This window comes from Paenibacillus sp. FSL R7-0331 (assembly GCF_000758645.1).
Lineage (GTDB): Bacteria > Bacillota > Bacilli > Paenibacillales > Paenibacillaceae > Paenibacillus_AQ > Paenibacillus_AQ camerounensis.
This window is the reverse complement of the sequence record NZ_CP009284.1, coordinates 2,854,243-2,878,445: the sequence shown is the minus strand read 5'-3', so window position 1 is coordinate 2,878,445 and position 24,203 is coordinate 2,854,243. Positions and strand designations below refer to the sequence as shown.

The 24,203-nt window shown below is 51.7% G+C and carries 23 protein-coding genes; 11 read left to right on the top strand and 12 right to left on the bottom strand.

What is annotated here, in order from left to right:
* Positions 1–96: 96 nt before the first annotated feature.
* Positions 97–999 (bottom strand): ArsR/SmtB family transcription factor, encoded by a 903-nt coding sequence (locus R70331_RS11805; RefSeq protein WP_042175622.1) that lies wholly within the window; start codon positions 997–999, stop codon positions 97–99.
* 146 nt (positions 1,000–1,145) lie between these two features.
* Between R70331_RS11805 and arfA the strand changes: the two genes are divergently transcribed.
* Positions 1,146–2,657 carry an arabinosylfuranosidase ArfA gene (arfA, locus tag R70331_RS11800; RefSeq protein WP_042175620.1) on the top strand — a complete coding sequence of 504 codons (1,512 nt, stop codon included), beginning with the start codon at positions 1,146–1,148 and terminating at the stop codon, positions 2,655–2,657.
* 12 nt (positions 2,658–2,669) lie between these two features.
* Here arfA and R70331_RS11795 read toward each other — a convergent pair whose 3' ends face one another.
* The 3 genes from R70331_RS11795 to R70331_RS11785 form a co-directional block, all read right to left on the bottom strand.
* Positions 2,670–3,359 carry an LrgB family protein gene (locus tag R70331_RS11795; protein ID WP_042175617.1) on the bottom strand — a complete coding sequence of 230 codons (690 nt, stop codon included), beginning with the start codon at positions 3,357–3,359 and terminating at the stop codon, positions 2,670–2,672.
* Positions 3,356–3,775 (bottom strand): CidA/LrgA family protein, encoded by a 420-nt coding sequence (locus R70331_RS11790; protein WP_042175616.1) that lies wholly within the window; start codon positions 3,773–3,775, stop codon positions 3,356–3,358. Before R70331_RS11790 ends, R70331_RS11795 begins: the two co-directional genes overlap by 4 nt.
* 192 nt (positions 3,776–3,967) lie before the next feature.
* Positions 3,968–4,642: an NAD(P)H-dependent oxidoreductase gene (locus tag R70331_RS11785; protein ID WP_442950581.1), complete on the bottom strand. Its 675-nt coding sequence runs from the start codon at positions 4,640–4,642 to the stop codon at positions 3,968–3,970.
* Between the two features lie 156 nt (positions 4,643–4,798).
* Here R70331_RS11785 and R70331_RS11780 point away from each other — a divergent pair, with 156 nt between their 5' ends.
* The 3 genes from R70331_RS11780 to R70331_RS11770 all read left to right on the top strand — a co-directional run bounded on the left by R70331_RS11780 (position 4,799) and on the right by R70331_RS11770 (position 7,417).
* Positions 4,799–5,197 carry a winged helix-turn-helix transcriptional regulator gene (locus R70331_RS11780; RefSeq protein ID WP_042175611.1) on the top strand — a complete coding sequence of 133 codons (399 nt, stop codon included), beginning with the start codon at positions 4,799–4,801 and terminating at the stop codon, positions 5,195–5,197.
* A 140-nt stretch (positions 5,198–5,337) separates the two neighbouring features.
* Positions 5,338–6,174 (top strand): sugar phosphate isomerase/epimerase family protein, encoded by an 837-nt coding sequence (locus R70331_RS11775; protein WP_042175608.1) that lies wholly within the window; start codon positions 5,338–5,340, stop codon positions 6,172–6,174.
* A 196-nt stretch (positions 6,175–6,370) separates the two neighbouring features.
* Positions 6,371–7,417: a glycosyltransferase family 4 protein gene (locus R70331_RS11770; protein WP_042175606.1), complete on the top strand. Its 1,047-nt coding sequence runs from the start codon at positions 6,371–6,373 to the stop codon at positions 7,415–7,417.
* Positions 7,418–7,573: 156 nt separating this feature from the next.
* On the opposite strand, the gene R70331_RS11765 is transcribed toward R70331_RS11770, so the two are convergent.
* A complete protein-coding gene (locus R70331_RS11765) occupies positions 7,574–8,704 on the bottom strand; it encodes a glycosyltransferase family 2 protein (protein ID WP_042175604.1) in 1,131 nt (376 codons plus the stop codon).
* Between the two features lie 209 nt (positions 8,705–8,913).
* On the opposite strand from R70331_RS11765, the gene R70331_RS11760 reads away from it, so the two are divergent.
* The 3 genes from R70331_RS11760 to thiD all read left to right on the top strand — a co-directional run bounded on the left by R70331_RS11760 (position 8,914) and on the right by thiD (position 11,815).
* On the top strand, positions 8,914–9,453 hold the full coding sequence (locus R70331_RS11760) for an RNA polymerase sigma factor (protein WP_042175602.1): 540 nt from the start codon (positions 8,914–8,916) through the stop codon (positions 9,451–9,453).
* On the top strand, positions 9,446–10,870 hold the full coding sequence (locus tag R70331_RS11755) for a DUF4850 domain-containing protein (protein WP_042175600.1): 1,425 nt from the start codon (positions 9,446–9,448) through the stop codon (positions 10,868–10,870). The genes R70331_RS11760 and R70331_RS11755 overlap by 8 nt, the downstream gene beginning before the upstream one ends.
* A 108-nt stretch (positions 10,871–10,978) precedes the next feature.
* Positions 10,979–11,815 carry a bifunctional hydroxymethylpyrimidine kinase/phosphomethylpyrimidine kinase gene (gene thiD / locus R70331_RS11750; RefSeq protein WP_042175598.1) on the top strand — a complete coding sequence of 279 codons (837 nt, stop codon included), beginning with the start codon at positions 10,979–10,981 and terminating at the stop codon, positions 11,813–11,815.
* Positions 11,816–11,919: 104 nt separating this feature from the next.
* On the opposite strand, the gene R70331_RS11745 is transcribed toward thiD, so the two are convergent.
* Entirely contained in the window at positions 11,920–12,831 is a 912-nt protein-coding gene (locus tag R70331_RS11745; protein WP_042175596.1) for a hypothetical protein, read from the bottom strand.
* 301 nt (positions 12,832–13,132) lie between these two features.
* Between R70331_RS11745 and R70331_RS11740 the strand changes: the two genes are divergently transcribed.
* The gene (locus tag R70331_RS11740; protein ID WP_042175594.1) at positions 13,133–13,366 is read left to right on the top strand and encodes a ferredoxin; all 234 of its coding nucleotides are present in this window, start codon (positions 13,133–13,135) and stop codon (positions 13,364–13,366) included.
* Between the two features lie 100 nt (positions 13,367–13,466).
* On the opposite strand, the gene R70331_RS11735 is transcribed toward R70331_RS11740, so the two are convergent.
* From R70331_RS11735 to R70331_RS11725, 3 genes are read right to left on the bottom strand one after another with little or no spacing between them, the layout of a single operon-like run.
* The gene (locus R70331_RS11735) at positions 13,467–13,700 is read right to left on the bottom strand and encodes a hypothetical protein (protein WP_231576454.1); all 234 of its coding nucleotides are present in this window, start codon (positions 13,698–13,700) and stop codon (positions 13,467–13,469) included.
* Between the two features lie 7 nt (positions 13,701–13,707).
* Positions 13,708–14,931 carry a Ger(x)C family spore germination protein gene (locus R70331_RS11730; RefSeq protein ID WP_231576453.1) on the bottom strand — a complete coding sequence of 408 codons (1,224 nt, stop codon included), beginning with the start codon at positions 14,929–14,931 and terminating at the stop codon, positions 13,708–13,710.
* On the bottom strand, positions 14,928–16,439 hold the full coding sequence (locus R70331_RS11725; RefSeq protein WP_042175590.1) for a spore germination protein: 1,512 nt from the start codon (positions 16,437–16,439) through the stop codon (positions 14,928–14,930). The genes R70331_RS11730 and R70331_RS11725 overlap by 4 nt, the downstream gene beginning before the upstream one ends.
* Before the next feature lie 167 nt (positions 16,440–16,606).
* Between R70331_RS11725 and R70331_RS11720 the strand changes: the two genes are divergently transcribed.
* Together R70331_RS11720 and R70331_RS11715 are read left to right on the top strand one after the other, a co-directional pair.
* Positions 16,607–17,707: a GerAB/ArcD/ProY family transporter gene (locus R70331_RS11720; RefSeq protein WP_042175588.1), complete on the top strand. Its 1,101-nt coding sequence runs from the start codon at positions 16,607–16,609 to the stop codon at positions 17,705–17,707.
* A gap of 36 nt (positions 17,708–17,743) precedes the next feature.
* Positions 17,744–18,523 (top strand): helix-turn-helix transcriptional regulator, encoded by a 780-nt coding sequence (locus R70331_RS11715; protein ID WP_042175586.1) that lies wholly within the window; start codon positions 17,744–17,746, stop codon positions 18,521–18,523.
* On the opposite strand, the gene R70331_RS11710 is transcribed toward R70331_RS11715, so the two are convergent.
* Complete coding sequence (locus R70331_RS11710; RefSeq protein WP_042175584.1) at positions 18,489–21,344, bottom strand: glycosyl hydrolase 115 family protein; 2,856 nt, start codon at positions 21,342–21,344, stop codon at positions 18,489–18,491. The two genes, R70331_RS11715 and R70331_RS11710, sit on opposite strands and share 35 nt — an antisense overlap.
* Positions 21,345–21,607: 263 nt before the next feature.
* On the opposite strand from R70331_RS11710, the gene R70331_RS11705 reads away from it, so the two are divergent.
* On the top strand, positions 21,608–23,347 hold the full coding sequence (locus R70331_RS11705; RefSeq protein WP_042175583.1) for an SGNH/GDSL hydrolase family protein: 1,740 nt from the start codon (positions 21,608–21,610) through the stop codon (positions 23,345–23,347).
* A 113-nt stretch (positions 23,348–23,460) separates the two neighbouring features.
* On the opposite strand, the gene R70331_RS11700 is transcribed toward R70331_RS11705, so the two are convergent.
* Together R70331_RS11700 and R70331_RS11695 are read right to left on the bottom strand one after the other, a co-directional pair.
* A complete protein-coding gene (locus R70331_RS11700; protein ID WP_042175581.1) occupies positions 23,461–23,970 on the bottom strand; it encodes a hypothetical protein in 510 nt (169 codons plus the stop codon).
* Positions 23,963–24,199 (bottom strand): hypothetical protein, encoded by a 237-nt coding sequence (locus tag R70331_RS11695; RefSeq protein WP_156131113.1) that lies wholly within the window; start codon positions 24,197–24,199, stop codon positions 23,963–23,965. The genes R70331_RS11700 and R70331_RS11695 overlap by 8 nt, the downstream gene beginning before the upstream one ends.
* Positions 24,200–24,203: the final 4 nt, after the last annotated feature.

Here is a 24,203-nt window from a genome sequence, read left to right as displayed (position 1 = left end):
TTGAGCTTAACAGTTTTTTGGGACACTTAGTTATAGTTACCCGATGACCTGCTTTGCAAACATAAAACCCTGATTGAAAGAATGGTTCAAGATGTCCTATTCATAATAAACTCTAAATACAATATCCTGCTCATAATTGCCGAAGCCGCGCCCGTAGAGCGTCAGTCCGCCCCGCCTTCGGGTTGAGTCTTCGGCCGTCAGCCTGAATGTCCACTGATCCTTCTGCCAGCATACATCATCCAGCGTTAACGCCGAGATCTGCTGGCCGTCGATATAGGTCCCGCCCCGGTTCACCCGCAGCACCTTAAGCAGGCCATACTGGTTCACATCGGAATTCCACCATGAAGGGGTAAGGCGTCCGCGCATTACCCCGAAATCACCGGGACTTGTCCATTTGCCCAGCTCGTGCCCGTTCAGCGCGAAGTGAATTTCAGACGGCCACTTCTCATTGACATTCGGAGCCTCCGAGCCAAGCTCCATGGAGATTTCAATCTCCTGAACCTTCTGATCCATGAACAGATAGTTCGGCACTTTGTATTCTGCATATCCTTTTGCGAACCATAGAATTCCCGCATCCACCCGCTCAGGATCAAGAAAATAGCGCGGATCATCATAATACCCGATCAGCTTCTCAGTCGTGGCAATTCCGCAGGTCGGAGAAGCCTGCAGATCGGTATAATGTCCAACCGGAACCGACACCTCCACTACCTTACGGGCGATCCCCTTTGCTCCGGACAATTTAATCTGCAGAAAGTTTGCTGACAGCGAGCAGTATTTGTAGGTTCCGCCATCAATTCTTTTCATTTGCGAGCTGACTATCCCGGCTTTCTGCAGCTTGGCTACATGGGAGCTGACTATCGCGCTGCTTAGGTACAGCTTCGAGGCCAGCTCCTTAATATGCATCTCTTCCGTGCCCAGCAGGTCAATGATTCTGAGCCTGACTTCACTTGCCAGCGCTTCATACACCTTAAGTGACTCTGAATCTGTAGTTAAGTACATCGTTATCCTCCACTCCGTTTGGATTAGTAATTATATTAATCCTAAAGATTTATATTGCCTATTTTAGCGTAAAATACGTATGATGTAATCATAAAATGATTAATTAATTAACAAATTCATTAATTCTAATTAAAGGAGTTGCACAGATGACAATAAAATCAACAATGATCGTTGACAAGGATTTCAGACTAGGTGAGGTTGACCCGCGGGTATACGGATCTTTCATCGAACACCTGGGCCGGGCTGTATACGGCGGAATCTATGAACCCGGACACGCTACAGCAGATGAAGACGGCTTCCGCGGAGATGCCCTGCAGGCTATCCGTTCACTGAACGTACCTATTATCCGCTATCCGGGCGGAAACTTCGTCTCCGGCTATAACTGGGAAGACGGCGTGGGACCCCAGTCCGAACGTAAGCGCTCTCTTGAATTGGCGTGGTGGGTTACTGAAACCAATCAGGTAGGCACCAATGAATTCGCCAAATGGGCGAAGCTGGTCGGCTCGGAAGTCATGATGGCGGTCAACCTGGGTACACGCGGAATCGATGCCGCCCGTAACCTGGTCGAATACTGTAATCATCCATCCGGCTCGTATTACAGTGATATGCGTATCTCCCACGGAGTAAAAGAGCCGCATAAATTCAAAACCTGGTGCCTGGGCAATGAAATGGACGGCCCTTGGCAGATCGGTGCCAAAACGGCGGTAGAGTACGGCAGACTTGCTAATGAAACTGCCAAAGCGATGCGCTGGGTCGATCCGTCGCTTGAACTCGTTGCCTGCGGCAGCTCGGGCAGAAGCATGGCTACCTTTGCCGAATGGGAAGCTACGGTGCTTGACCTCAGCTATGATAATGTAGACTTCCTGTCCCTGCATACCTACTACAATAATAATGAAGGCGATTCGCCGAATTTCCTGGCCAGCTCGCTGGATCTGGACCAGTTCATCGACAGTGTAGCCGCTGTGTGCGACTATATCAAGGCCAAAAAGAAAAGCAAGAAGAAAATATACCTCTCGCTTGATGAATGGAACGTATGGAAATCACAAGGGTCCAGCCGGGCTGAAACCTTCTGGGAGGTTGCACCGCCTGAATTCGAGGATGTATATAATCTGGAGGATGCCCTGGTTGTGGGCTGCTGCCTGATCAGCCTCCTCAAGCATGCGGACCGGGTAAAAATGGCCTGTATCGCCCAGCTGATCAATGTTATCGCACCGATCATGACCGAAAACGGCGGTCCGCTCTGGCTGCAGACGACTTTCTATCCTTATATGCATGCTTCACAGTTCGGCCGGGGCACCGTGCTGCACCCGCTGATTACCAGCCCGAAATATGATTCCAAGGACTTCACCGATGTCCCTTATCTTGAGGCAGTCAGTGTCTACAACGAGGAGCTGGGTGAGGTTACAGTATTCGCTGTAAACCGCCATTTGACTGAAGGAATGGAATTCTCGGTTGACTTGCGCAGCTTCGGTGAGGCCTCGGTTATCCAGCACACGGTGCTTGAGAATGAGGATCTCTATGCTGCCAACACCCGCCAGAATCCCGGCAATGTGCTTCCGCATGACCGCGGAAACGCTGCTGCTGACGGCGGACGTGTGAGCGCCCTGCTGCCTAAGGCTTCCTGGAACGTGATCCGCCTGAAGGTCAAAGCGGAATAAACCCGCTTCCGGCTAATGATACATGATCCATGCGACGAGCGGTCCGATTATAGAGCCCACGATGGCACAGACTGTCATCGCCACCGAGCTCATGGAGACGGACTGCTCGCCGTATTCCAGCGCTTTGGCTGTGCCAAGCGCATGTGATGCTGTGCCAAGCCCGATTCCGATTCCCGCCTCACTGCGGATTCTGAACAGCTTAATAATGTAAGGGCCGCCGATGGCTCCGGTGAACCCGGCAATCATCACGAACACGGAGGTCAGGGAAGAATCTCCGCCGAGATTATCCGAGATTTGAATGGCTACCGCTGTTGTAATGGATTTAGGCAGAACTGAGAGGACGTAGATTTTGGAAAAACCGAGACTTGCCGCCATCAAGAGCCCGCTGAGCATTCCTACCAGCAGGCCGGTGACTGTTCCCCCGAGAACAGCCGGCAGATTCTCCCGCAGCACGTGCCGCTGTTTATACAGCGGATAAGCAAGGGAGACGACCGCCGGACCAAGCAGACGGTTTATCCATTCGCCGCCGATCATATATGTATCATATGAAATATTGAATCCGAGCAGCAAAACCACTACGGTGAAAGTCGCAGTCAGCGCCGGCAAAAGAACAGGGAGACGGTAGCGCTTATACAGCATAGCCATGAACAGGTAGATCGCAACATTGAACACTACAAATCCGGCTGCCAGCAGTATTCTCATGCGCCCTTCCTCTTTTCGCCCAGGCCGTCTGCCGGGAAGCTCTGTCTGCCGCCGGCCTGTCTGGACCCTAAGCCGGTTATCCACTGGCTGGAATGTGCAGTGACAACCATCGTCAGCACACTGCTGATTATCAGAATAGCTATGAGCAGCAGCCCTCGGCCGCTAAAAATATCAAGATGGTTCATAATGCCTGCAGTTGCCGGAATGAAGAACATCGGCAGATATGCCAGAATAAACGACGAGCCGTTCTCAATCAGCTTAACGGGTACAATCTTTAGCAATAATAACGCAAAGAGCAGCAGCAGGCCGACAATACTGCCGGGAACCGGCAAATGCAGCAGCTTCTGCAGAGCATCGCCAGCCAGATAGAATACGTACAATATTCCGACCTCAGCTATGACACGGATCATTTTCATGTTGCAGGAATCCCTTCAGTCTAAAATGATTATTTCACGGATGATACCTTCCCTTCTTAGACTAGCGGCCTTTCAGCAAATTTTCAATCGTTTTTCGCACCTTCTCAATATTTTCACAAAAAGAAACAACCTCTCTGCAAACCGGCGCATGCAGCACCGCTTTTGCAGAGAGGTTGTTTGTGTAGCAAAGACTCAGACCCACTGAACGACTTGTTCGGCGGTTTGTCTTGTTTTGGCCCGGGGTTCGGCTTTCCGGTAACCGAAGGCAGCCATGCAGGCAAGGCCGAAGTGTCCGCGGTCCAATATACCTTCAGCTTCCAGCGTCTGCTCAATCAGCTCCTTATTGAAGCCTTCAATCGGACAGGAATCGATACCGATCATTGCCGCGGCGGTCATCATGTTGCCGAGTGCGAGATACGTCTGGCGTGCTCCCCACTCGAACTTGGCCCGGTCATTGCCCCTTAATCCGAAATCAACGTTAAGGAAGGTGTCAAACATTTTGGTTTTGCCTTCAGCCACCTGCGGCGGCAGCTGCTGCACTTCACTCATCATCCCGCTGATATAAGCCGAATCCGCCGCCAGATCGGCCGGCTGTCTGGACAGAATCAGCAGAAAATGACTGGCAGTCGGAAGCTGCTTCTGGGCACCCCAGGCATTTACCCGCAGCTTTTCGCGCAGCTCCGGATTCTGAACGACGACAAATTTCCAAGGCTCAAACCCGAAGGAGCTCGGCGACAGACGCCCTGTTTCCAGAATGAAGCTGAAATCCTCACTGCTGATTGTACGGCTGCTGTCAAATTCCTTAGTGGCATGCCTGAACGCATAGGCTTCCAGAATGTCTTCCTTTAACGCCGATTTCTTTTCCAAAGTTTCCATAACCGCTACACCCTTTCCTGTCCTGCAAAAATATTATTTTGACGTTATCCTGTTCACATGCTTAATATTAAGATATATACAGCGAACTTTGAAGTACGCACATTTTTGATATGTAGTATACAAAATGATACTGTGAGGTGACCAGACATGCGTAACAGAAAAGGGGGCTTTGGCGAATGCCCGGATGGCGCACAGGCCTGTCCCGTTGAATTCACCCTGGATGTAATCGGCGGAAAATGGAAGGGCGTGCTGCTGTACCATCTGATTGACGGAACAAAACGCTTTAATGAGTTCCGCAGAATCTGCCCGGGTATAACCCAGCGTATGCTTACGCTCCAGCTGCGTGAACTGGAGGAAGACGGCGTTGTTCACCGCGAGGTGTATCATCAGGTTCCGCCAAAGGTTGAATATTCGCTGACCGAATTCGGTATGACTCTTGTGCCGATCATCCATTTAATGAGGGATTGGGGCGTGGCCTACCAGACCAAGCAGCTTTCTGCAGAGAGCCGCGGCCGGCCGGAAGCTGCCTCAGGGGTGCAGTCCTAAAGCTGCCCTCCTGATTTCTCTTCTCCGTTATCCCAAAAATGCTTCGGACTTCTGGCGCATCTGTCGCCAGTTAGAAGTTGCATCTAGGTGAAAGCGTATTTATTATTAATAGGAATACGTAATTATTATATTAAAAGGAGATGTTACCCATTCGATTCGGAACTTTAGCACACACGGCAGGTTGCCTGCCACTCGACACACTGGTTTCCACTCTGCAGGCACACGACATTGATTTTGTGCAGCTTGCCTTAACCAAAGCTATTCAGGATATTGATCTTTCTCCAGGCAAGTTCAGCCCTGCGCTGGCTAATTATATCGGTGAGAAGTTCGACAAGGCGGGTGTCCGTATCGGCGTGCTCGGCTGCTATATTGACCCGATCAACCCGGACCCGGCAGTACGCAGGGCAGAAATCAACCGCTTCAAGGAGCACTTGCGCTTTGCCAAGCAATTCGGGGCGCCGATGGTAGCCACTGAAAGCGGAGGCTTAACCACTTATCAGTCGGCTGATCCGGAGCGTTATGAAGAGCTCGGCTGGCAGACCTTCAGAGCTACGCTGGAAGAACTGGCTGAGGAAGCGGAGAAATGGGGCGTATTTGTAGGCATCGAAGGTGTAAGCAGCCATACTCTCGCCTCGCCTCAGCACATGCGCCGGATTCTGGATGAAGTACCTTCCAGCAACATTGGTGTCGTGTTCGATCCCTGCAATCTGATCGGACAAGATGTCGGGCGCCAGGATGAGATTGTAGACAGCTCGCTCGACCTGTTCGGCGACCGGATCATTCTCGCCCATCTGAAGGACATCTACGCTGAAGGCTCGGGTTACCGTCACGGAGTCCCGGGAGGCGGGCTGTTCCATACGGCTGAATTCTTCAGGAAGCTCCAGGCACGTAAGCCGATGCTTGATGTGTCACTCGAAGAGATTACACTGCCTGTTATGAATGATACGGTTGCCCTGCTGCACAGTCTGCGCAGCTAATCCTCTGACGCTTTTCTTTCACTGGCCGTTGCGGTATGAGCAATGCTCTGCCGCTCCGGCCAGAATCCTCTGACAGCCCCCAGCATCCCCATAGACGTTTAACCAAAATTCGTTCCTTTTCCCTCTTCGCTGAATAAAATGCTATACAGATCTATAATGCCAATTCAGCGCGATAAAGGAAGGGAAGAGATCAGCGATGAGGTTCACATTTCCCATTCTCACCCTATGCCATGGCGGAGCGCAACGGATGCTGGTGGAACTCACCAATGGTCTTACAGCTCTTGGCCATCAGGTGATCATTGTCATGCCGGTCCACGGCGATATCTCCTATGACATCCATTCTACGCTGCACCGTACAGATCATACCGTACTCCGCGAATCTGACTTCCCGGCTAGCGATATCATTGTCTCTAATTTCTATACCACCGTACCTGTTTCAGAAGAGGCCAGCCGGAGCGGCAAAGGGCTGCATGTCCGTCTTTCATTATGCTATGAACCGCTGTTTCTGCCGGAGAATCATGTGTCTTTTCCCAGCTATAATACCACACCGAGACTGCTCGTGTTATCAGAATGGCAGCGTGATATCATCGCCCTTAACCACGGCATTACCGGCAGTATTGTCCCGGTCGGCATCAGCACCGTTTTCCGAAACCGGCATATCCGTCACAACCTGCAGGAGCCGGTGAACATTACCGCCATTCTCCGCAAGGTCGAGAACGGCTTCTCCTGGCACCGCGAACAGGAGTATCTCATCTCACAGCTCGACATCGTAAAGCAAAATCTCCCGCATGTGAATATCAATTTTATCAGCCCGCCGGACGAGTTTTACACCTCGGAATCTCTTCAGAAGCTGAAAGCCGGCGGCAAATACCGCTTTTTCACTCCACTGAACGACGAAGAGCTGAATTACCATTATAATTGTGCAGATATTTTTGTCAGTTCGAGCATATTTGACAGCGGCTCTCTGCCGGGGCTGGAAGCGATGCGCTGTGGTGCGGCACTGGCTACCGTCTATTCCGGGGGAAATATGGAGTATGCAAGGCACGAAACGAACTGCCTGCTCTCCTTCCGGTATGAAAACAGGCTGACTGGCGATGTAATCCGGCTGGTGCAGGATCATGCGCTCAGGATCAGGCTGGCGTCACAGGGAGAAGTGGAATCAAACCGCTGGACCTGGGAGAGCAGTGTCCGGATTATGGAACAGACTATTCAGAATTTCATGCAAGGAAATCACACACACTGATTGCGGGGAACCGGCAGCCATTTCCGCACAGCAGACAGCTTCCGGGACGGATACACATAATAAACGGGCAGCAGTACATCAACGGATACCGTCGGTGTACTGCTGCCCGTTTATTATTAGCGGAACATTGTATCAACTCTATTTCCGGCATTACAGCTATTCAGGATGGTCCTCACCTGCATCGGGTCTATCGGGCGATTGCAGGCGGATGTACCGGTCCCCGAGCAGATTCTGAAAATAACTGCGGTTATACAGCATGCTCGGATGGGCCGGATGGAACAGCAGCGCTGTTTCATTATACTGATTGGCTTTCTCATGCTGTCCCAGCCGGTCATAACACAAAGCGAGCTGAAGATGCGGAAGCCAGGTCGAATATGCTTCATTCCTGAACGCCATGGATTCTCCGTCCCGGGGCAGCATGACAGCCAGCTCATACCAGTATACTGCAGCTTGCAGCTGTCCTTTGTCCAGGTGCCAGGCTCCCAGCCTGCAGCAGAATTCTGCGCGCGGCTGGTCATATTGCAGTGTTCTGCACAGCGCAGCAAAGGCGGCTCCCGGATCACCCAGCTGCTCCCTGCATTCTGCCAGCTTCAGGCAGGCCTGAATATTATCCTCAATCCACCCCCGTCCCCCATCCAGAAACTGCTCATAGTATCTGGATGCCTCCTCATGCATCCTGTGGTCACGAAGCTCATTAGCGAAGTAATACTGATCGCGCGGTGAGAACTTCTCTCCCGCTGCCGCCCGCTTCTGGTAGATGCGCAGATTACGGTCAGTATATGCCTTGTCTTTTTCATGAGTGATACAGACCTCACTGCTGAGTGAAGCTCCATACACCTCCAGATACTCATGCACCGGCCCGATCCATCTGAAATTGCGGCTGCGCCGGACCAGACGGTTGCGCCGGAGTGATACTGTCACATTTCCGTCCGCGTCAAAACCCAGATTGTACTGCATATTCACACTGTCAATCCCCTCGGGCATCTCCCGCTTCAGCCGGATAAACCGCTGCCTGTCCTCCTCCTTCAGGTAATCATCTGCGTCCAGCCAGAGGATGTATTCTTTGGTGGCTTTGCTAAACGCAAAATTACGTGCAGCGGAAAAGTCATCAATCCACGCAAAATCATAAATGACTGCCCCGAAAGCAGAAGCTGCTGCTTTGGTACCGTCTGTGGAGCCTGTATCCACAATAATAATCTCATCGGCAATAGATGCAACCGTAGACAGGCAGCGGGGCAGGCTGGCTTCCTCATTGCGGACAATCATGCATAAGCTGATTTCTATCATTAGATCCTCCTGACCGGTTGAACACCAAACCGTATTTGTGCTCTATATGGATATGCAGCCCTGCAGATTTGCAACCCTGTTCCTACCCATGCGGCTGCTTCATTCCGCCAATATCCTTCCCGAAGGTACACTGTAAAAAAGTTTTTCCGCAAAAAAAGCAACTTATCCGGATGCAGAAGGGTCAATGTTATAGAGACTGGAGGCAAAGCATGTCAATGGAGCGGAATGAAGTCGCCACGATGAGCGCAGGCGCATTAAAAACACTGATGGAAACCTATGGCGAGGATGTATGGAATTACGCCTACTTTCTGTCGAGCAGCAGCAGTGCTGCTGACGACATTGCCCAGGAGACCTTCATCCGGGCATTTAAATATATGCACGCATTCCGGGGAGAGGCCTCGGTCAAAACATGGCTGCTGCGGATTACCCGCAACCGCTGGTATACCTACCGCAGCAGCAGCTTTATGAAACGGGTGACCTTGCAGGCCGCGCCGGACAACACACGCACGGAGCAATCAGCAGAGGCTGTCTATATGAATGAATCACTCAGCAGCGAAATCTGGCAGCTTGTCCTGCGCCTTCCCCGCAAGTACCGGGAAATTCTAATGCTGCATGCTCACTATAATATGTCGATGGAGGAGCTCGCACATACACTGAACATCAGCCTGCCGGCGGCTAAGTCAAGGCTGCACCGGGCACGGCAGAAAGCTAACGAATACTGGGAAAAGGAGCTGGACCGCAATGAGTAAGTTACCGCAGGACTGGGAGAAGATGCTGCAGGAGAAGCCTTTTGCAGGGAGCCGCTTCAGTAAACAGCTGCAGCAGAAGGTTCATGACCGTCTGCCGGGTCCGCTTCCCAGGAAGCTCCGTGCCCGGACGTATGCTGCGCTGGTGCTCCCGCTGCTTGTACTTGTGCTGCTGATCGGCTACAGCGCCGGCGGATTCAGCAGCACACCAAGCAGTTCCGGGATTACTGGGGCTGCCGCTCCCGGCGGCGGTCCGGATAAAGTCACACCTGTTAACGGAGCCGGCAATTCTCCGGACGATGCTGCCGCAGACAGCCTGCCGGCTATGCTGTCCTTTCCTTCAGCAGACTCCGCGGGGGAGAAGGTGCAGCTGCCGCTCCGTGCCATCCCTGCCCTCCCCAGCGCAGAGAACGGGCTCCCGGCGGTGAAGAATCCGATTCCCGCCCTGCCGGAGATGACCTTTCCGCTCACCGGCAGAGTGGCAGATCAGCTGCAGGCTACACTGGTCTACCGCACAGATGCGCAAGACAGCTACGTGCTGCTCGCTCCAGCCGGCTGGGAAGCCTCTGCCGTTATTGGCGTAAACGGGTCCTATGGCGTGACTTACCGTAACCCGGCTGATCCGGCACAGACACTGATCTACACCGATACCAACTGGAGCTGTCAGGGCTGTGCCATCGGGGATATTGGGCTCTATTTCCCGGATAAGGAGGAATGGGCAGCGGATCAAGGCTTTCCGGTCTATGTGCCGCTGGAATTCACGAAGCGGCAGCTGGGGAGTGCCGGTGATGCGGCTGCCCGCACCCTCCGCTATACACTCGAACCGGATACGGAGAGCCTTGCTGCTGACGGAGCGGCTTATTACGAAGAAGGCAGCTGGGGTTATCTGATCCGCCGGCTCGAGCTGAAGCATGCCTCCGGTAATTCCGGGCAGGAAGCAATGGAGAGCATAATGGGCTTTTTTGCTGCTAATCAAGGGGCGCTCAGGCTCGTAGAACCGGAAGCAGATTCCACAGCAGCAGACGCTGTCCCGTTCCCCGCTAGCGCCCTGACAGGTGCGCTGGAGCAGCAGGGTCTCAGACTGGCTGCAGTGAACGCCGGAGAAGAGCATATGTTCAATAAAGAGCTTGCAGGCGTGTGGCCGGATGAGCTGCTGATCGACTATGAAGGTCCGCTGACAATCACAGACCGCTTATCCATCTATACTTATGATAGTGCGGAGGCCTGTGCTGACGGACTTGAAGCGCTGAAGCTGGAGATTAACCGCACCACCTATGACGGTGGAGCCCGGACGTATCCCCATGTATTCAGGGGAGGTAACTTTCTGGTGGTGTATTGGATGGGCCCCGGCGGTGACGGCGGCTTCAAATATGACAAGGCAATAAAGACCGCCCTTGCCGGTTTCAGCAGTAATGAATAGACCGTGAACTACAGGCAGCGCAGCACTGAAAAAATGGTGTTGCGCTTTTTTTGGCGACGGTTGCGGTGTTTTTTGTTATAATGTCGTAGTGCAATTAGAAAGAACTTTATGTACAAGAAGGAGACGTTCGCCTTGTCAAAAATCGTTAAAACCCTAACTATAGCCGGTAGTGACTCCAGCGGTGGCGCAGGCATCCAGGCTGACCTCAAAACCTTTGAGGAATACGGCACTTACGGCTTCAGCGCATTAACTACTATTGTTACAATGGACCCGGATAACGGATGGCATCATAACGTTTACCCGGTGGATGCTGCTATCGTAGCCGAGCAGCTCAAAACAATCTTTGCCGGCGGTCCTGTAGATGCCATGAAGACAGGCATGCTGGGCAGTGTCGAAATTGTCCATGTCGCTGAAAAAGCGATTAAAGACAACCTTCAGACCAATGTAGTTATCGACCCTGTTATGGTCTGCAAGGGCGAGGATGAAGTCCTCAATCCGGAAAGCGCCAATGCAATCCGCGATCTGCTGCTGCCGCTGGCAACAGTAGTTACGCCTAACCTGTTCGAAGCAGGGGTATTGTCCGGCCTGGGCAAGCTTACAACCCTTGAAGATATGAAAGAAGCAGCACGCCTGATCCACAAGCTCGGCACCAAAAATGTTGTCGTAAAAGGCGGAAAGGCACTGGGCGGCGATCTGGCGATTGATGTCTTCTTTGACGGTACAGACTTTACCGTGCTGGAGACTGCAAAGATTGAGCCGGCTTACAACCATGGTGCTGGCTGCACATTTGCTGCAGCTATTACCGGCGGTCTGGCAAACGGCTTGAGCGTCCACGAAGCTGTAGCCAAGGCCAAGGACTTCGTATCTGCCGCAATCCGCAGCGGATATGCCTTTAATCAGTATGTCGGACCTGTATTCCACGGCGGCTACCGTCTGGAGAAATAGGACAAGCCCGGCCTGTGACAACAGCTTCCTGCTCTGCTAAAAAACCGTGTACCCATTCGTGGGCACACGGTTTTTATCAGAATATTATGATGTCCTGCGTCTGCTTACTGTGCAGCTGATCCTCCGGCAATATGCTTAATAAAAGAAATAGCCTTGTCCTTGACTTCGTCCACTCCGAGGACCCCAATAATCATATTCTCGTCCTCAGCCTTATTAACCGGCAATGCGGCAACAAAGGCTGAATCCGTAATATCTACGCCATACAGCTCTTCCTTTCCGCTCTGCGGATTAGTCCCCCACTTCAGCCGCGGGTCATCCTTATCCAGGCTTCCGCTTGCAACAATAGCGCTCAGATCCTGAAAGCCGTCCTGCCCGCCGATCCATTCCAGTGTTGCATCATCCAGAATAATAATATCAGGATGGTTCGCCGCCAGCTCCACCACCGCTTTTTGCATATAGTTCATATCGAAGGAATCCCCGCCCTGCCCGGTTCTCGGCAGGTATATCATGTTACTTTCTACCCGCTTCCACTCCGGATACTGCGCAATAATAGCGGCATCCAAATCGGCTGTCTGTCCGTCCGGGTCCTGCACACCGAAATTGCCCAGGAACATAATTTTGGCATCCAGCGGAGGCAGGGAAGCCAGATATTTACGATGCTGCCAGTTGTTATAAATAGCATTTCCGGCAACAGCGAGCACAATGACCGCAATGACCGATACAATAACATGCGTCCGGTACAGGCGGAAGAACCGTTCCCATTTGCTTGCCGCTCCGGAGAATTTCCCGTACTTAGCCAGACGCTCCTGCTCCGCTTCCTCGATCTCCTGCTTGTCCAGCGTATCAAGAATAAACTTGAATGCCTGAAAATCCTCCTCGGGCGCTGAGCGCTCCTCCTCCGAAGCCTTGGACTTCCGCCGTTTAATCAGCAGGTCAAAGCGTTTATTAATCTCTTCCCTGGATACGTTTTCAGATAAGCCTAATTTTTCATAGGCCTGCTTCAGCTTCTCATTCACATTCATTTCTCCTTTGGTATGTATGATGCCAACTTCACAAATGCAGATAATCTTATTTTAGCAGATTTTAGTCCCAATACTCCAGTTTCGCCCGGTTTGGGCTCAGCTATCACTATTTTACAATGAGGCTACTGTATAGCATCTTCATTTCATCCGTCAACGGGCTGTCACAAAAACTGTGTAAATAGCAGTGCTTCACTGCAATCACAGGTATATAAAGCGCTTTAACACATATATATCCCACTAGACACCAGACATGAAATAATATTTGTTTGTGTACGTCACGAGGAGGATTGAGAAAATGTTCACATTTGCCAGCGTTAATCAGGAGGAATGCATCGCCTGCGGAGCCTGCAATTCTGCTGCTCCCGATATTTTTGATCTGGATGATGAAGGAATTGCGGCAGTTATTTTTGCAGGGGACAACAACCGCGGCATTACGGCTATCGCCGAAGAGCTGCAAGAAGAGCTTCAGGACGCTATTGACAGCTGCCCGACCCAGTGCATTCAGCTTGCTGATGCTCCTTTTGCCTGAAAGGTACAGAACATCCTGTTCATTATACAAGCAGCAGGGCAGCCCTCCCACTCCGGGAACAGCTGCCCTGCTTAACCATACGGTCCAGTCGGCTGCTAGTTCACTGAAACCATGACCCTACGATGGTATTAAACGGCTTATAGATCATGATAAGGAGCAAAAGCGGACTCGGAACGTTCACACGCAGCAGCGCACATACAGCCGAAGCGATTCCAGCCGCCCAGAACAGCATATAAACAACCCGGTCCCGGCGCTTCCGCTTGCCCTTAAGTAAAGGCAGGTCGGCGGCAATACAGGCTGAGGCGATGACCAGGCACAAAAGAACAAGCAGCATATCCTGTTCACTCCTTAATCTGATCTATAAATGAATTATCGATTGCCCCGATCCGGTTAATGATAACTGTAGCCTTGTAATGGATCGGCAGGGTTTTCAGGTAATCACCGCCGCTCTGCTCCAGCAGTCTCGTCCAGGCTTTGGGGTCTTTCTGGTAAATGGATTGTCCGAATCCGAAAATATCAACGTCAAAGCGGTCATTAATTTGTTGGACAGATTCCTCCATCCTTTTAATGATCCGCTCCTCTGCCTTTCTTTCCAGTTCAAGAATATCCTGATCCGCATCCAGCCGGTTCATACCCGTGACCTCCTCGACATTGCAAATGGCTTCAATATCGAGATAGATATGCGGTTTTCCTTCAATAAATCTGACCTTTCTTTTTGTTCTGGACTTTAGCGCTTCAATTACGATTAAACCGTCATCATCCCCTTCAACATGACCTGTATTTTTTTTCACATTATCCGTAATATAGTTATAACCGGCTACCTCATCGCCACTCAGCCAGCCGAGCATCTTATCCTTTCTGAATACTGCAACACTCTCGTAACGCAGCTTGGTCTTTGGATTAGTACGCTCTGTATTCCTTTTTTCACCGCCGGCTTCAGGATTACCCTTAACCTCTACCCCAGTCAATACCGGATTCTTTCCCTCATAGAGCAGATCTTCAATGAATCTGTCCAATGTAACTGCGACTGTCCTGGCTGATACCTTGTAGGACTTATCCAAAGCATTGAACAGTTTATTTGCCGGAAGCTTATCCAGAGCCGTCAGCACATTCAGCGCCTCCTCCGCAGTCCCTCCCTTTGCCACCATGACATAGAAATCCATCCGCGGCTCACGGCTGCGCTTCAGCACATCCAGTGTCGGGCCAAGCCCTTCGCGGGCAAGTGATTCTCCAAGGACCAGTACCCGGATGTGCCCCATATAGGCTGAACGAGAGACGGTCATATTAAATAGGCGTAACGATTCATAAATGGTGGGCGAAGGAAAGGTATAGGAAGCCACGGGTACTCCGCTGCTTAACCCGCCGCCACCCTGGGATGTTATTGCTGAGGGGATCACAACCTGCATGGTTACCTTGAACCCCTCCTCTGCCTTATCTATTCCCAGAGCAAGAACAAATGCCAGCTCGTTCAGCTCCTTTCTCTCCCAGCAGCCGCTCAGCAGCATGGGCAACAGCACTAATGGCAGCAAGGAGCATAGCGCTCTGCGAAGTTGTCTCATCATCATTTTTTCTCCCTGCGGCGCGCTGTCCCTTGGCGGTAAAAGTTTTTGGTAAGATTCTCTTTCGGCCGGGTCCTGAGGTAAGGCCATGGAAACCGGAAGATGGTATCCTTCATATCCTCTGCCCGGTACGGACCGAGCGGACTCATATAGGGAATGCCGAAGGATCGCAGGCTCGCTAAATGCAGCACAATAACGAATACGCCGCAGAGAATTCCGTATAAGCCGATAAATCCGGCAAGGCCGATCAGGGCAAACCGGATGATCCGTGCAGCAATGGACATTCCCGCCTCTGGAATAACGAAGCTTGAGATGGCAGTTATAGATACGATAATGACCATTGCAGCAGAGACGAAGCCTGCAGCAACCGCCGCCTGGCCGATTACCAGCGTGCCTACGATTGAGATCGCCTGGCCGATATTCTTGGGGATTCTCACTCCGGCCTCACGCAGGATTTCATAAGTCAGCTCCATCACCAGCGCCTCAATAAAAGCGGGAAACGGTACCGTCTCACGCTGGGCAGCAAGGCTGATGACCAGGTTGGTCGGGATCATCTCCTGGTGATAGGTCGTAATCGCCACGTAAAAAGCCGGAGCAAGCAGCGTAAGAAAGAAGGCAAGAAACCGGATAAACCGCAGCAGTGTTGAAATATCAGCCCGCTGGTAATAGTCCTCAGCCGATTGAAAAAAAGCGACGAATATCGTCGGAGCGAGCAGCACAAACGGTGTTCCATCAATTAGAATAGCCACTTTACCCTCAAGGATGCCTGCGGCAATGGTATCCGGCCGGTCACTGTTATATATAGTCGGAAAAGGCGTCTTAGCGGTATCCTGGATGAACTCCTCAATATAACCGCTCTCGAGTATGCTATCGGTGTCGATTGTGTTCAGCCGCCGCTTTACCTCCTGTACGAGCTCGTCATTGGCAATATTGCTTAAGTACATTAGTGATACGCTGGTCTGGGTTACCCTGCCAATCTGAATGGTTTCCAGCCATAAATGACTGTCCTTGATTTTGCGGCGTAGCAGTGCCGTGTTGGTCCGCAGGTTCTCAGTGAAGCCTTCCATCGGACCGCGTACCACCGATTGCGAGTTCGGCTCACTTACCGCCCTGTCCTCCCAGCCGGGCAGGCCGATCCTCAGCGCATTTGCAGTGCCGTCCACTACAAGCATGACGCTGCCGGACATCAGATCATGGACAAATTGACTTGTTTTATTAATAACCGTCAGATCGCCTGCCATCAGAATGCGCTGTCTCAGCAGCTCGACAGTAGCGTCAGGACTTAGCCCTGCCAGCATATCCGGCACCCGGCTTCCCTGCAGGGAGTACAGAATTGAATTATGCAGCAGCCCGGTATCCACCAGTCCGTCTATATAAAATAGGGATATATGCGTGTTATCTCCAAGCAGAAGCTCTTTACTTACCAGATCCGTGCTGGAGCCAAGCAGTTGCTTGAGCTGTTCGTGAGTGTCCTCCAGGCGGCCCGATAGGGCCTCATCGTGTCTCTTTTCCATCGTGCTGCCTCCCTTTCCACCCTTCTGTCCCATAGTTTGATTCAGATCTTGATAATTATTCCTTGGCTGAGAATCTCCTGCACTAACATAAAATGGGCTAAACAAGCCATACTATGCCAATACATACAAGAATATCCGATCGCAGCGGAGACAAGGGAGACAATAGGATGCTTGAAAAAGACAGGATTAGCTCAGCACAGATGGTTATACTCGGTCTGTTTGCTTATATCGGGGATATGGCGCTGGTCTACCCTGCTGTTATGGCTTCTACTGCCCATCAGGATGCCTGGATTACCGGACTGATCAGCCTGCCGCTGGGGATCGGGACCATTTTTCTGTTGGTAACCTTATGTAATATTGATCCTAATAAAACGATTATCGAGCTCAGCCGGCAGATTCTGGGCAAATGGCTTGGCGGAGCCGTGGGGCTTTACTATTTGATTTTTTATCTGCTGGCCGGTTCTACCTACATCCGTGAGATTGAAGATTTCCTCTGTACACAGATCTATGAGGGGACTCCCGGCGGAGTAATCAGAGTTATGGGAATATTTATACTGGTATACGGCCTGCGGCTGGGATTAGAGACACTGGGGAGGGCATCACAGATTTTTTTCCCGCTGTTTGCTTTCTTCCTGATCTGCCTGATTGTCCTGCTGCTTCCGCAGGTGCGTGTTGAGCGCCTGTTACCTATGTTTAATACACCGGTTCCCGATATGGTTCATTCGGTAATGTACGGTGTCTTTTATCCGTTCGGGGAGATGTGTGTATTCTTGATGATCTACCCTTATGTCACTAAATCGGATAAAATTAACCGCGACATCTTCCTCTCCATCTGTGTTGGAGCATTAGGCCTCAACATTATCCTGATCCTTTCACTCACTGTGCTGGGTGTATATTTCTCCGAGCATGACTTCTACGCCGCCTATCTTCTGGCCCGGAAAATCAACATTGCCAACTTCCTTCAGCGGATTGAAGCCCTTATGGCTACAGCCTGGATTATCAGCACCTATTTTAAAACCGTACTGTTTTTTTATGCCTTTGTACTGGGGACTGCCCAGTTCTTAAAGCTGAAAAGCTACCGCCCGCTGATCTTTCCTACTGCCTTTCTGCTCTACGGGCTCTCCCAGCTGATCGCCAAAAATATTATCTTCTATGTAAAAGAAATTCCAGCCTACTGGGTAGACTGGAATTTCACCTATGCCTTCGTCCTTCCGGTAATCATGCTTAGCGTCAATAAGGTACGGAAAGTCTTGTCCCGGGGTTCATGAGGAGCTATGATTGAACCGGAGGAGGCTCAGTCAAGCATGGAAATCAATCAATACGAGCGGCTGGTGCCGGATGTGTTTTTGTTTGTTGACCGGAAGTGCTTTGAAGGCTGGGGAATCGGCCGGAGCACCATCGACTTTCATGATCTAACCTTTGTTGTCGGCGGCAGAGCCGTCTATTCGATCAACGGGGTGAACTATACGGTAGAAGCCGGAGACATGCTGTATGCCCCGGCAGGCAGCATCCGTGAAGCTCATACCTTCAGCGATGCGCCGATGCATTCCTTTGCATTTAATTTCTTCTGGCTGGGCGGGGGCAATGAAATACGGCTTCCCTTTCAGACGGTAACCCGCAACTGGCGGACCAAGGAAATTCTCGATGATATCCGGGAATTCTCGCATATATGGATGAGCAAGCAGCCTCTATACAGAATGAAGGCCAGAGCCGTCTTTCAGCAGATCATCTACCGTCTGCTCATTATTGCCCATCATCAGCAGGCACCGTATGTTGATCCGAGAATACATAAAGCAACAGCCTATATCATGGATCATTATGCAGAAGAGATTACGATCGGCGAGCTTGCTCTACCTGCCGGGCTGAATCCCGAATACATGGGTAAGCTGTTCAAGCAGAACACAGGGGTAGCATTGAAGGAATACATCAACAGGGTACGGGTCAACAATGCCGAGATGCTGCTGTCGGCCGGCGGCTTCAATGTCTCTGAAGTCGCCGCCCATTGCGGATACCGGGATGCCGCCTATTTCAGCAATGTGTTCAAGCAGATCAAGGGCTATCCTCCGTCAGCTCTGCTGAAGTGAGATAGCTCTCCTCCGGCCCAAGATAGGAATACGGCAGCGGCCCGGCGGACAGCACCAGCTTCTGCAGCACCAGCCCGGCATCCAGTCCATAGAACCGCAGCGTATGGACACCTTTTGTTAAGGTGTGACTGGTAGAGCTAACATGGATGTTATTCATTACCGCCCGGCACCAGGGCTCATTACTATGGTTACCGCCTTCATAGCCGGGAGGCAGAGCGTCGGCAACGATAGGCTCACCTCCGTCAAAGCCTGCTGCATACTTCAAGCCGCTGACCGGCGAAAGGTGATTTGTCGGTGCAATATAAGCAGTCAGGCTATATTCGCCGTCCCGCTTAATCAGCAGCCTGTACTCCAGATAGGGCGCTTGCTCCGGTTCACTGAAGGATACAGTGTCCGGGTACATTTTGACGGAGGATAGAGTCCTGCCATAATGGCTGATTGTTGTCCATTCTACTCCGTCCGCCGCACAGTGGTTAAGGGTATGCTCAGCCTCTATCGATACAACGTTATGCGCTTCAATAAAAGTCACTGGCGGCAGCTCACTCAGGCTGCTCCAGTCTACCTCAGCACAGACGGTCACCGTTCCGCCAGCTCCGCTGATAACGATATTACCGCTGCATGACCCCTGCACCTTTTCCCAGTCAACCGATACTGTGATGCTCTCTCCTGTGTCAGTCCAGCCGCCGCTCCGCTCCAGTCTGATCCAGTCGGCACTCCCGGCTGCTTCATAGGCAAAGCCCGTGTCCCCGCCGCTGCTGACCGTAACGGAATAGCTCTCTTTATGCAGATTTGTAAAAGCCGGCAGAGCCGCCGTTCCCGAGGTATACCCTTGCTCCGTGCCCTGCACATCGACGATCATAAGCGGGCCTTTTACCGGAATAACGGAAGCCGCCTGCGGATAACTCCACCCTGCCGCGTCCCAGTTCACATAGCCTACATGTGCCGAGCTCATCATCCCCCGCCATTTCCCGCCGGAAAGATCGTTGTTGTACGCCTGCTCCAGCTGTTTATCCCGTTCAATCGCTGCTGCTGTAAGCTCAGCATACGTATTTGCAAGGACGCTGCCGCGTTCTGCGTAGAGCTTACTAAGCCTGGTATACACTTGCATTTGCAGGACATTGGCCGAAGCAGCAGCCGGAAAATAAACGAGCTGGAAGTAAGCAGCCTGGAGCTGTTCCGGAATCCGGCTTCTGTAATACTCAGCGGTCTCAACAAGCTTACCTGCCTGCTTCAGCACCTGCTGCGCCTCATTGTAATGCACGGGACTGAAGGTCTCCGGCCTGATAATTTCCGGCTTGCGCCGCCCGTTCATTCTCGTATAATCCGCCAGCACACCGGCAATTCCGCTTACGGCGGCTTCGTCCGCTGCATGGCCGAATTGCTGACGCACCCACTGTTCTGTGTATTCTGCAGTTTTGTTAGGGGCACCGGTTCCCCAGGCCCCGAAATCATAAGCTAAATCCAGAAAATAAGAGATGGGCAGCTCCATCGGCTTCAAATCTCCGACATTAACAATCCACACATCCCGGATGCCGTAATCATAAGCCATACTCATCTGCTCCCAGACCTTCTCCAGCGGCGTCGTATTGACCCATTCATAGGAATGCGGGCCGCCGTGATAGTCCAGATGATAATACATCCCCCAACCCGCGCTGCGCTGCTGCTCAAGGCCGGACGGGATTTTGCGGAGGTTGCCGAAGTTATCATCTGACAGCAGAATCGTCACATCATTCAGCACCTCCCAGTCCTTCAGTCCCGCCACTTCAGCCGTTCCATACCAATACTTCTCCACCTCTTTGTAGACAGCCAGAACCTGCGGTGCCTGCTCTAGCCCATAACACTTAAGCAATTCTTTTTGCGTGAGAATGATGTCTTTCAGCAGTTCAATATTGTAGTGGTCGCTGCCTTCCAGCTCTGAATCACTTTCTCCGCGCATGCCCAGCGTAATCAGGTTCGGATACTCTTTATTACGCTTAATTCCGTCCTCCCAGAAAGCGGTGATCGCCTCCCGGTTCCGGGCAAAATCCCACAGATTGCTTGTCCCGTAATCCTTATACACCTTCTGCCATTCACTTCCCGCTCGGAACAGGGGCTCGTGATGCGAGGTGCCTATAATGATCCCGTATTCCCTGGCAAGCTCAGCATTGGCAAGCGGATGACGTTTGCCGTTAACACTGAACTCTGCGCTCCACATCGCCGGCCAGAGATAATTCCCCTTCAGCCTGAGAATCAGCTCAAAGACCTTTTCATAGAATGCTTCGTTGAAATCCCCGAATGCTCCGGTTACCCATGAGCCGAGTGAAGGCCAGTCATCATTCAGAAAAATCCCCCGGTACTTCACTGACGGCTCTTTGGAGATAACATTCAGCTTATGGTCCGGCAGATCAAGCAGGGCTCTTCGCTCCGGCATTACATCGGCAAAATAAACCCACGGGCTCACTCCCATCAGCTCAGATACCGCGTATACCCCGTAGATTGTTCCTCTTTTATCGCTGCCCGCAATGACCAGCGCCTGTTCAACACCGTCACAGGGATGCCCGATCCGCTGAATGCTGTAGCACTCCCGTTTGCCGCTAATAGCCGGCACATCCAGTTTGCCTGCGGCAGCCCATTCATCGATCAGCCCGCTGCTGCCTATAGTTCCAATAACGATAGCGGTACTCCCCAGCTGTCCGGGTTCAGTGACGATTTCCGGCCTTGTGCCGGTGACTAACTCTATATCTGCGGCAAAAGAATCCGCGACCCTCCGCAAGCCATCATAATCGGCTGCTGCCGGATCCAGATAGAGCTTTACTGCCGTTTCCTGTTCCACTAGTATCATTTGTTCCCATCCTTCCGTATCGGCTGTTTACGCTGCTCAGGCACATTATATAAGTTAAGCGGTTTCAACATCCATGTGTAAACCAGATACTTCTTGTAATAAACCGATATGAATTTCCGCAAAAGCATACTTTTCACACGGAACTGCATTTCGTACAGCATGGATTTCTGCTAAAGTGTAGGCATTGTATGGCGCATCCGTTTTCTTTGTTCACTATCATTCGTAAGCGCCTTCAAAATTTCAGCCATAAGGATGATTGATATATGTCAGATCCATTAAGCTCAGCAGACAGCCGCACCGCTGGCAGCGGGCCCAGAGCTCCTAAAGATCCTGCTGAGCGCAGAAACGGATTTTTTGTGCTGTTCGAAACCCATATTGAAGCAACCGCCCGGCCTTCAGGCAAGCCGTCACAGGAGGTCTACCTGGAGGGCAGCTACCTGATCGACAAGGCCAGATATATCGGCGGAGTTGAGGATATGCAGATACTGGAGCTGCTGCGGACTTGTGAGGGCTTCCGTACATTAGTCCATAGCATCGGAGTGTCGGTAAAAGCGGAGCATAATCAGGGAGACATTACTTTTCTGCTGCAAAACTGGGGGAAAACGGACAAATATACCTCCGGCACAGCGCTGCGGCTTCCCTGTCCGGCAGACGGCTCGGAGCTGCTCATCCAGCTGGATCAAATAAGCGGGTCTGCAGACGATGATGTTCCCGGTAAATTTGCCTTTGAGTTCGATCAGGCGGGCGGACTTGCGGTGGCGAGTATTATTTTTTATCTGAATGAAGGGTATGCTGCGCCTGAGCTGTCACCCGAAACGCCGGTTGCCTTCCGTTCAGAGCCGTACCATGAGATGATCCCGCATTCCCTGCTCCATCCGGGTAACAATGTGCGGCTAAAGGCTGCTATAGCTAAGGCTTCCCGGGGTGAAGACGTCACCATTGCCTATATCGGGGGTTCCATCACCCAGGGTGCGGGAGCGAAGCCGATTCATACGGAATGTTATGCCTATCAGTCATATCTGGGCTTCAAAGCGCTGTTCGGTAAGGACGGAGGCGGGAATGTTCATTTTATAAAAGCGGGAGTTGGCGGTACGCCGTCAGAATTAGGCATTATCCGCTACGAAAGAGATGTGCTCAGGGATGGAGCTGCTAAGCCGGATATTGTGATTGTGGAGTTTGCCGTCAACGACGAGGGGGACGAAACCAAGGGCAACTGCTATGAGAGCCTGTGCCTGAACATTTTGTCCGCTGACAATCAGCCTGCAGTCGTACTGCTGTTCAGCGTATTCATTAATGACTGGAATCTTCAGGAGCGGCTCTCCCCTGTCGGGATTCGCTATAATCTCCCTATGGTTAGTGTAAAAGACGCCGTGACCCCACAATTCAAGCTGACCAAGGCAGAGGGGAATGTGATCTCCAAAAGACAGTTTTTCTACGACATCTATCATCCTGCTAACGATGGACACCGGGTCATGGCAGACTGCCTGATTCATCTGTTCCAGCAGGCCGCAGCAGCTCAGGCAGACGCTGAGGATATTGATTTGCATCAGCCTCCGGTAATTGGGAATGATTTCAGGAATATCCGGCTGCTGGACCGTTCAAGCTCATTAAGAAATGTGCAGATTGAGCCGGGCAGCTTCACAGGAACTGATATGGACCTGCAGATGGTGGAGCTGGACGATAATCCGTCCGGGACGCCCGAGTTCCCGTATAACTGGATGCGCCCGGCGGAGGCTGGAGACGAGCCCTTCAGATTAACGCTCACCAGCAGAAGCCTCATCCTGGTATACAAGGATTCCGGCAGCACCGGCTTCGGCAGCGCTGATGTCCGTGTGGACGGCAAGCCCGTGCTCACCGCTGATCCCCATGTGAACAACTGGACCCACTGCAACGCAGTCATTGTGTACCATCAGGAGACGAGCGGTGAACATACGGTGGAAATTACCATGGCTGACGGCGACCAGGACAAATGCTTTACGATACTGGGGTTTGGATATTGCTGACAGCGTCGGGAGTGCGGATAAAAGCGGGATATTGAGAGACTTGGAGGGTGCGTAGGCAGGGAGCTAGATAAGTGTGTAATTTGTACGTAGTTATATGGGCGGGCGTTAGTTAACTAACTAATATGTAAATTCACCTCCGTACGACTGTTTCGGGCCCGATCAAAGGGATTTTTCCCTTTGATTCCACTCCTCCGACCGTTTCCAGCCCGATCAAAGGGATTTTTCCCTTTGATTTCCCCTCCTGCGACCGTTGCCAGCCCCACCAAAGGGATTTTTCCCTTTGATTCCACTCCTCCGACCGTTTCCAGCCCCACCAAAGGGATTTTTCCCTTTGATTCCACTCCTCCGACCGTTTCCAGCCCCACCAAAGGGATTTTTCCCTTTGATTCCACTCCCCCGACCGTTGCCAGCCTAATCAAAGGGATTTTTCCCTTTGATTCCTTCCGCCCGACCGTTTCCAGCCCCACCAAAGGGATTTTTCCCTTTGATTCCACTCTTCCGACCGTTTCCAGCCCGATTAAAGGGATTTTTCCCTTTGATTCCACTCCTCCGACCGTTTCCAGCCCGATCAAAGGGATTTTTCCCTTTGATTCCACTCCCCCGACCGTTTCCAGCCTAATCAAAGGGATTTTTCCCTTTAATTTCCCCTCCTGCGACCGTTGCCAGCCCCACCAAAGGGATTTTTCCCTTTGATTCCACTCCTCCGACCATTTCCAGCCCGATCAAAGGGATTTTTCCCTTTGATTCCACTCCTCCGACCATTTCCAGCCCGATCAAAGGGATTTTTCCCTTTGATTCCACTCCCCCGACCGTTTCCAGCCTAATCAAAGGGATTTTTCCCTTTGATTCCACTCCC

Excerpts from the sequence above, each read along its gene's own strand:
- R70331_RS11805 (WP_042175622.1), bottom strand. The coding sequence starts at position 999 with ATGTACTTAACTACAGATTCAGAGTCACTTAAGGTGTATGAAGCGCTG.
- arfA (WP_042175620.1), top strand. The coding sequence starts at position 1,146 with ATGACAATAAAATCAACAATGATCGTTGACAAGGATTTCAGACTAGGT.
- R70331_RS11795 (WP_042175617.1), bottom strand. The coding sequence starts at position 3,359 with ATGAGAATACTGCTGGCAGCCGGATTTGTAGTGTTCAATGTTGCGATC.
- R70331_RS11790 (WP_042175616.1), bottom strand. The coding sequence starts at position 3,775 with ATGAAAATGATCCGTGTCATAGCTGAGGTCGGAATATTGTACGTATTC.
- R70331_RS11780 (WP_042175611.1), top strand. The coding sequence starts at position 4,799 with ATGCGTAACAGAAAAGGGGGCTTTGGCGAATGCCCGGATGGCGCACAG.
- R70331_RS11775 (WP_042175608.1), top strand. The coding sequence starts at position 5,338 with ATGTTACCCATTCGATTCGGAACTTTAGCACACACGGCAGGTTGCCTG.
- R70331_RS11770 (WP_042175606.1), top strand. The coding sequence starts at position 6,371 with ATGAGGTTCACATTTCCCATTCTCACCCTATGCCATGGCGGAGCGCAA.
- R70331_RS11765 (WP_042175604.1), bottom strand. The coding sequence starts at position 8,704 with ATGATAGAAATCAGCTTATGCATGATTGTCCGCAATGAGGAAGCCAGC.
- R70331_RS11760 (WP_042175602.1), top strand. The coding sequence starts at position 8,914 with ATGTCAATGGAGCGGAATGAAGTCGCCACGATGAGCGCAGGCGCATTA.
- R70331_RS11755 (WP_042175600.1), top strand. The coding sequence starts at position 9,446 with ATGAGTAAGTTACCGCAGGACTGGGAGAAGATGCTGCAGGAGAAGCCT.
- thiD (WP_042175598.1), top strand. The coding sequence starts at position 10,979 with ATGTACAAGAAGGAGACGTTCGCCTTGTCAAAAATCGTTAAAACCCTA.
- R70331_RS11740 (WP_042175594.1), top strand. The coding sequence starts at position 13,133 with ATGTTCACATTTGCCAGCGTTAATCAGGAGGAATGCATCGCCTGCGGA.
- R70331_RS11735 (WP_231576454.1), bottom strand. The coding sequence starts at position 13,700 with ATGCTGCTTGTTCTTTTGTGCCTGGTCATCGCCTCAGCCTGTATTGCC.
- R70331_RS11730 (WP_231576453.1), bottom strand. The coding sequence starts at position 14,931 with ATGATGATGAGACAACTTCGCAGAGCGCTATGCTCCTTGCTGCCATTA.
- R70331_RS11725 (WP_042175590.1), bottom strand. The coding sequence starts at position 16,439 with ATGGAAAAGAGACACGATGAGGCCCTATCGGGCCGCCTGGAGGACACT.
- R70331_RS11720 (WP_042175588.1), top strand. The coding sequence starts at position 16,607 with ATGCTTGAAAAAGACAGGATTAGCTCAGCACAGATGGTTATACTCGGT.
- R70331_RS11715 (WP_042175586.1), top strand. The coding sequence starts at position 17,744 with ATGGAAATCAATCAATACGAGCGGCTGGTGCCGGATGTGTTTTTGTTT.
- R70331_RS11710 (WP_042175584.1), bottom strand. The coding sequence starts at position 21,344 with ATGATACTAGTGGAACAGGAAACGGCAGTAAAGCTCTATCTGGATCCG.
- R70331_RS11705 (WP_042175583.1), top strand. The coding sequence starts at position 21,608 with ATGTCAGATCCATTAAGCTCAGCAGACAGCCGCACCGCTGGCAGCGGG.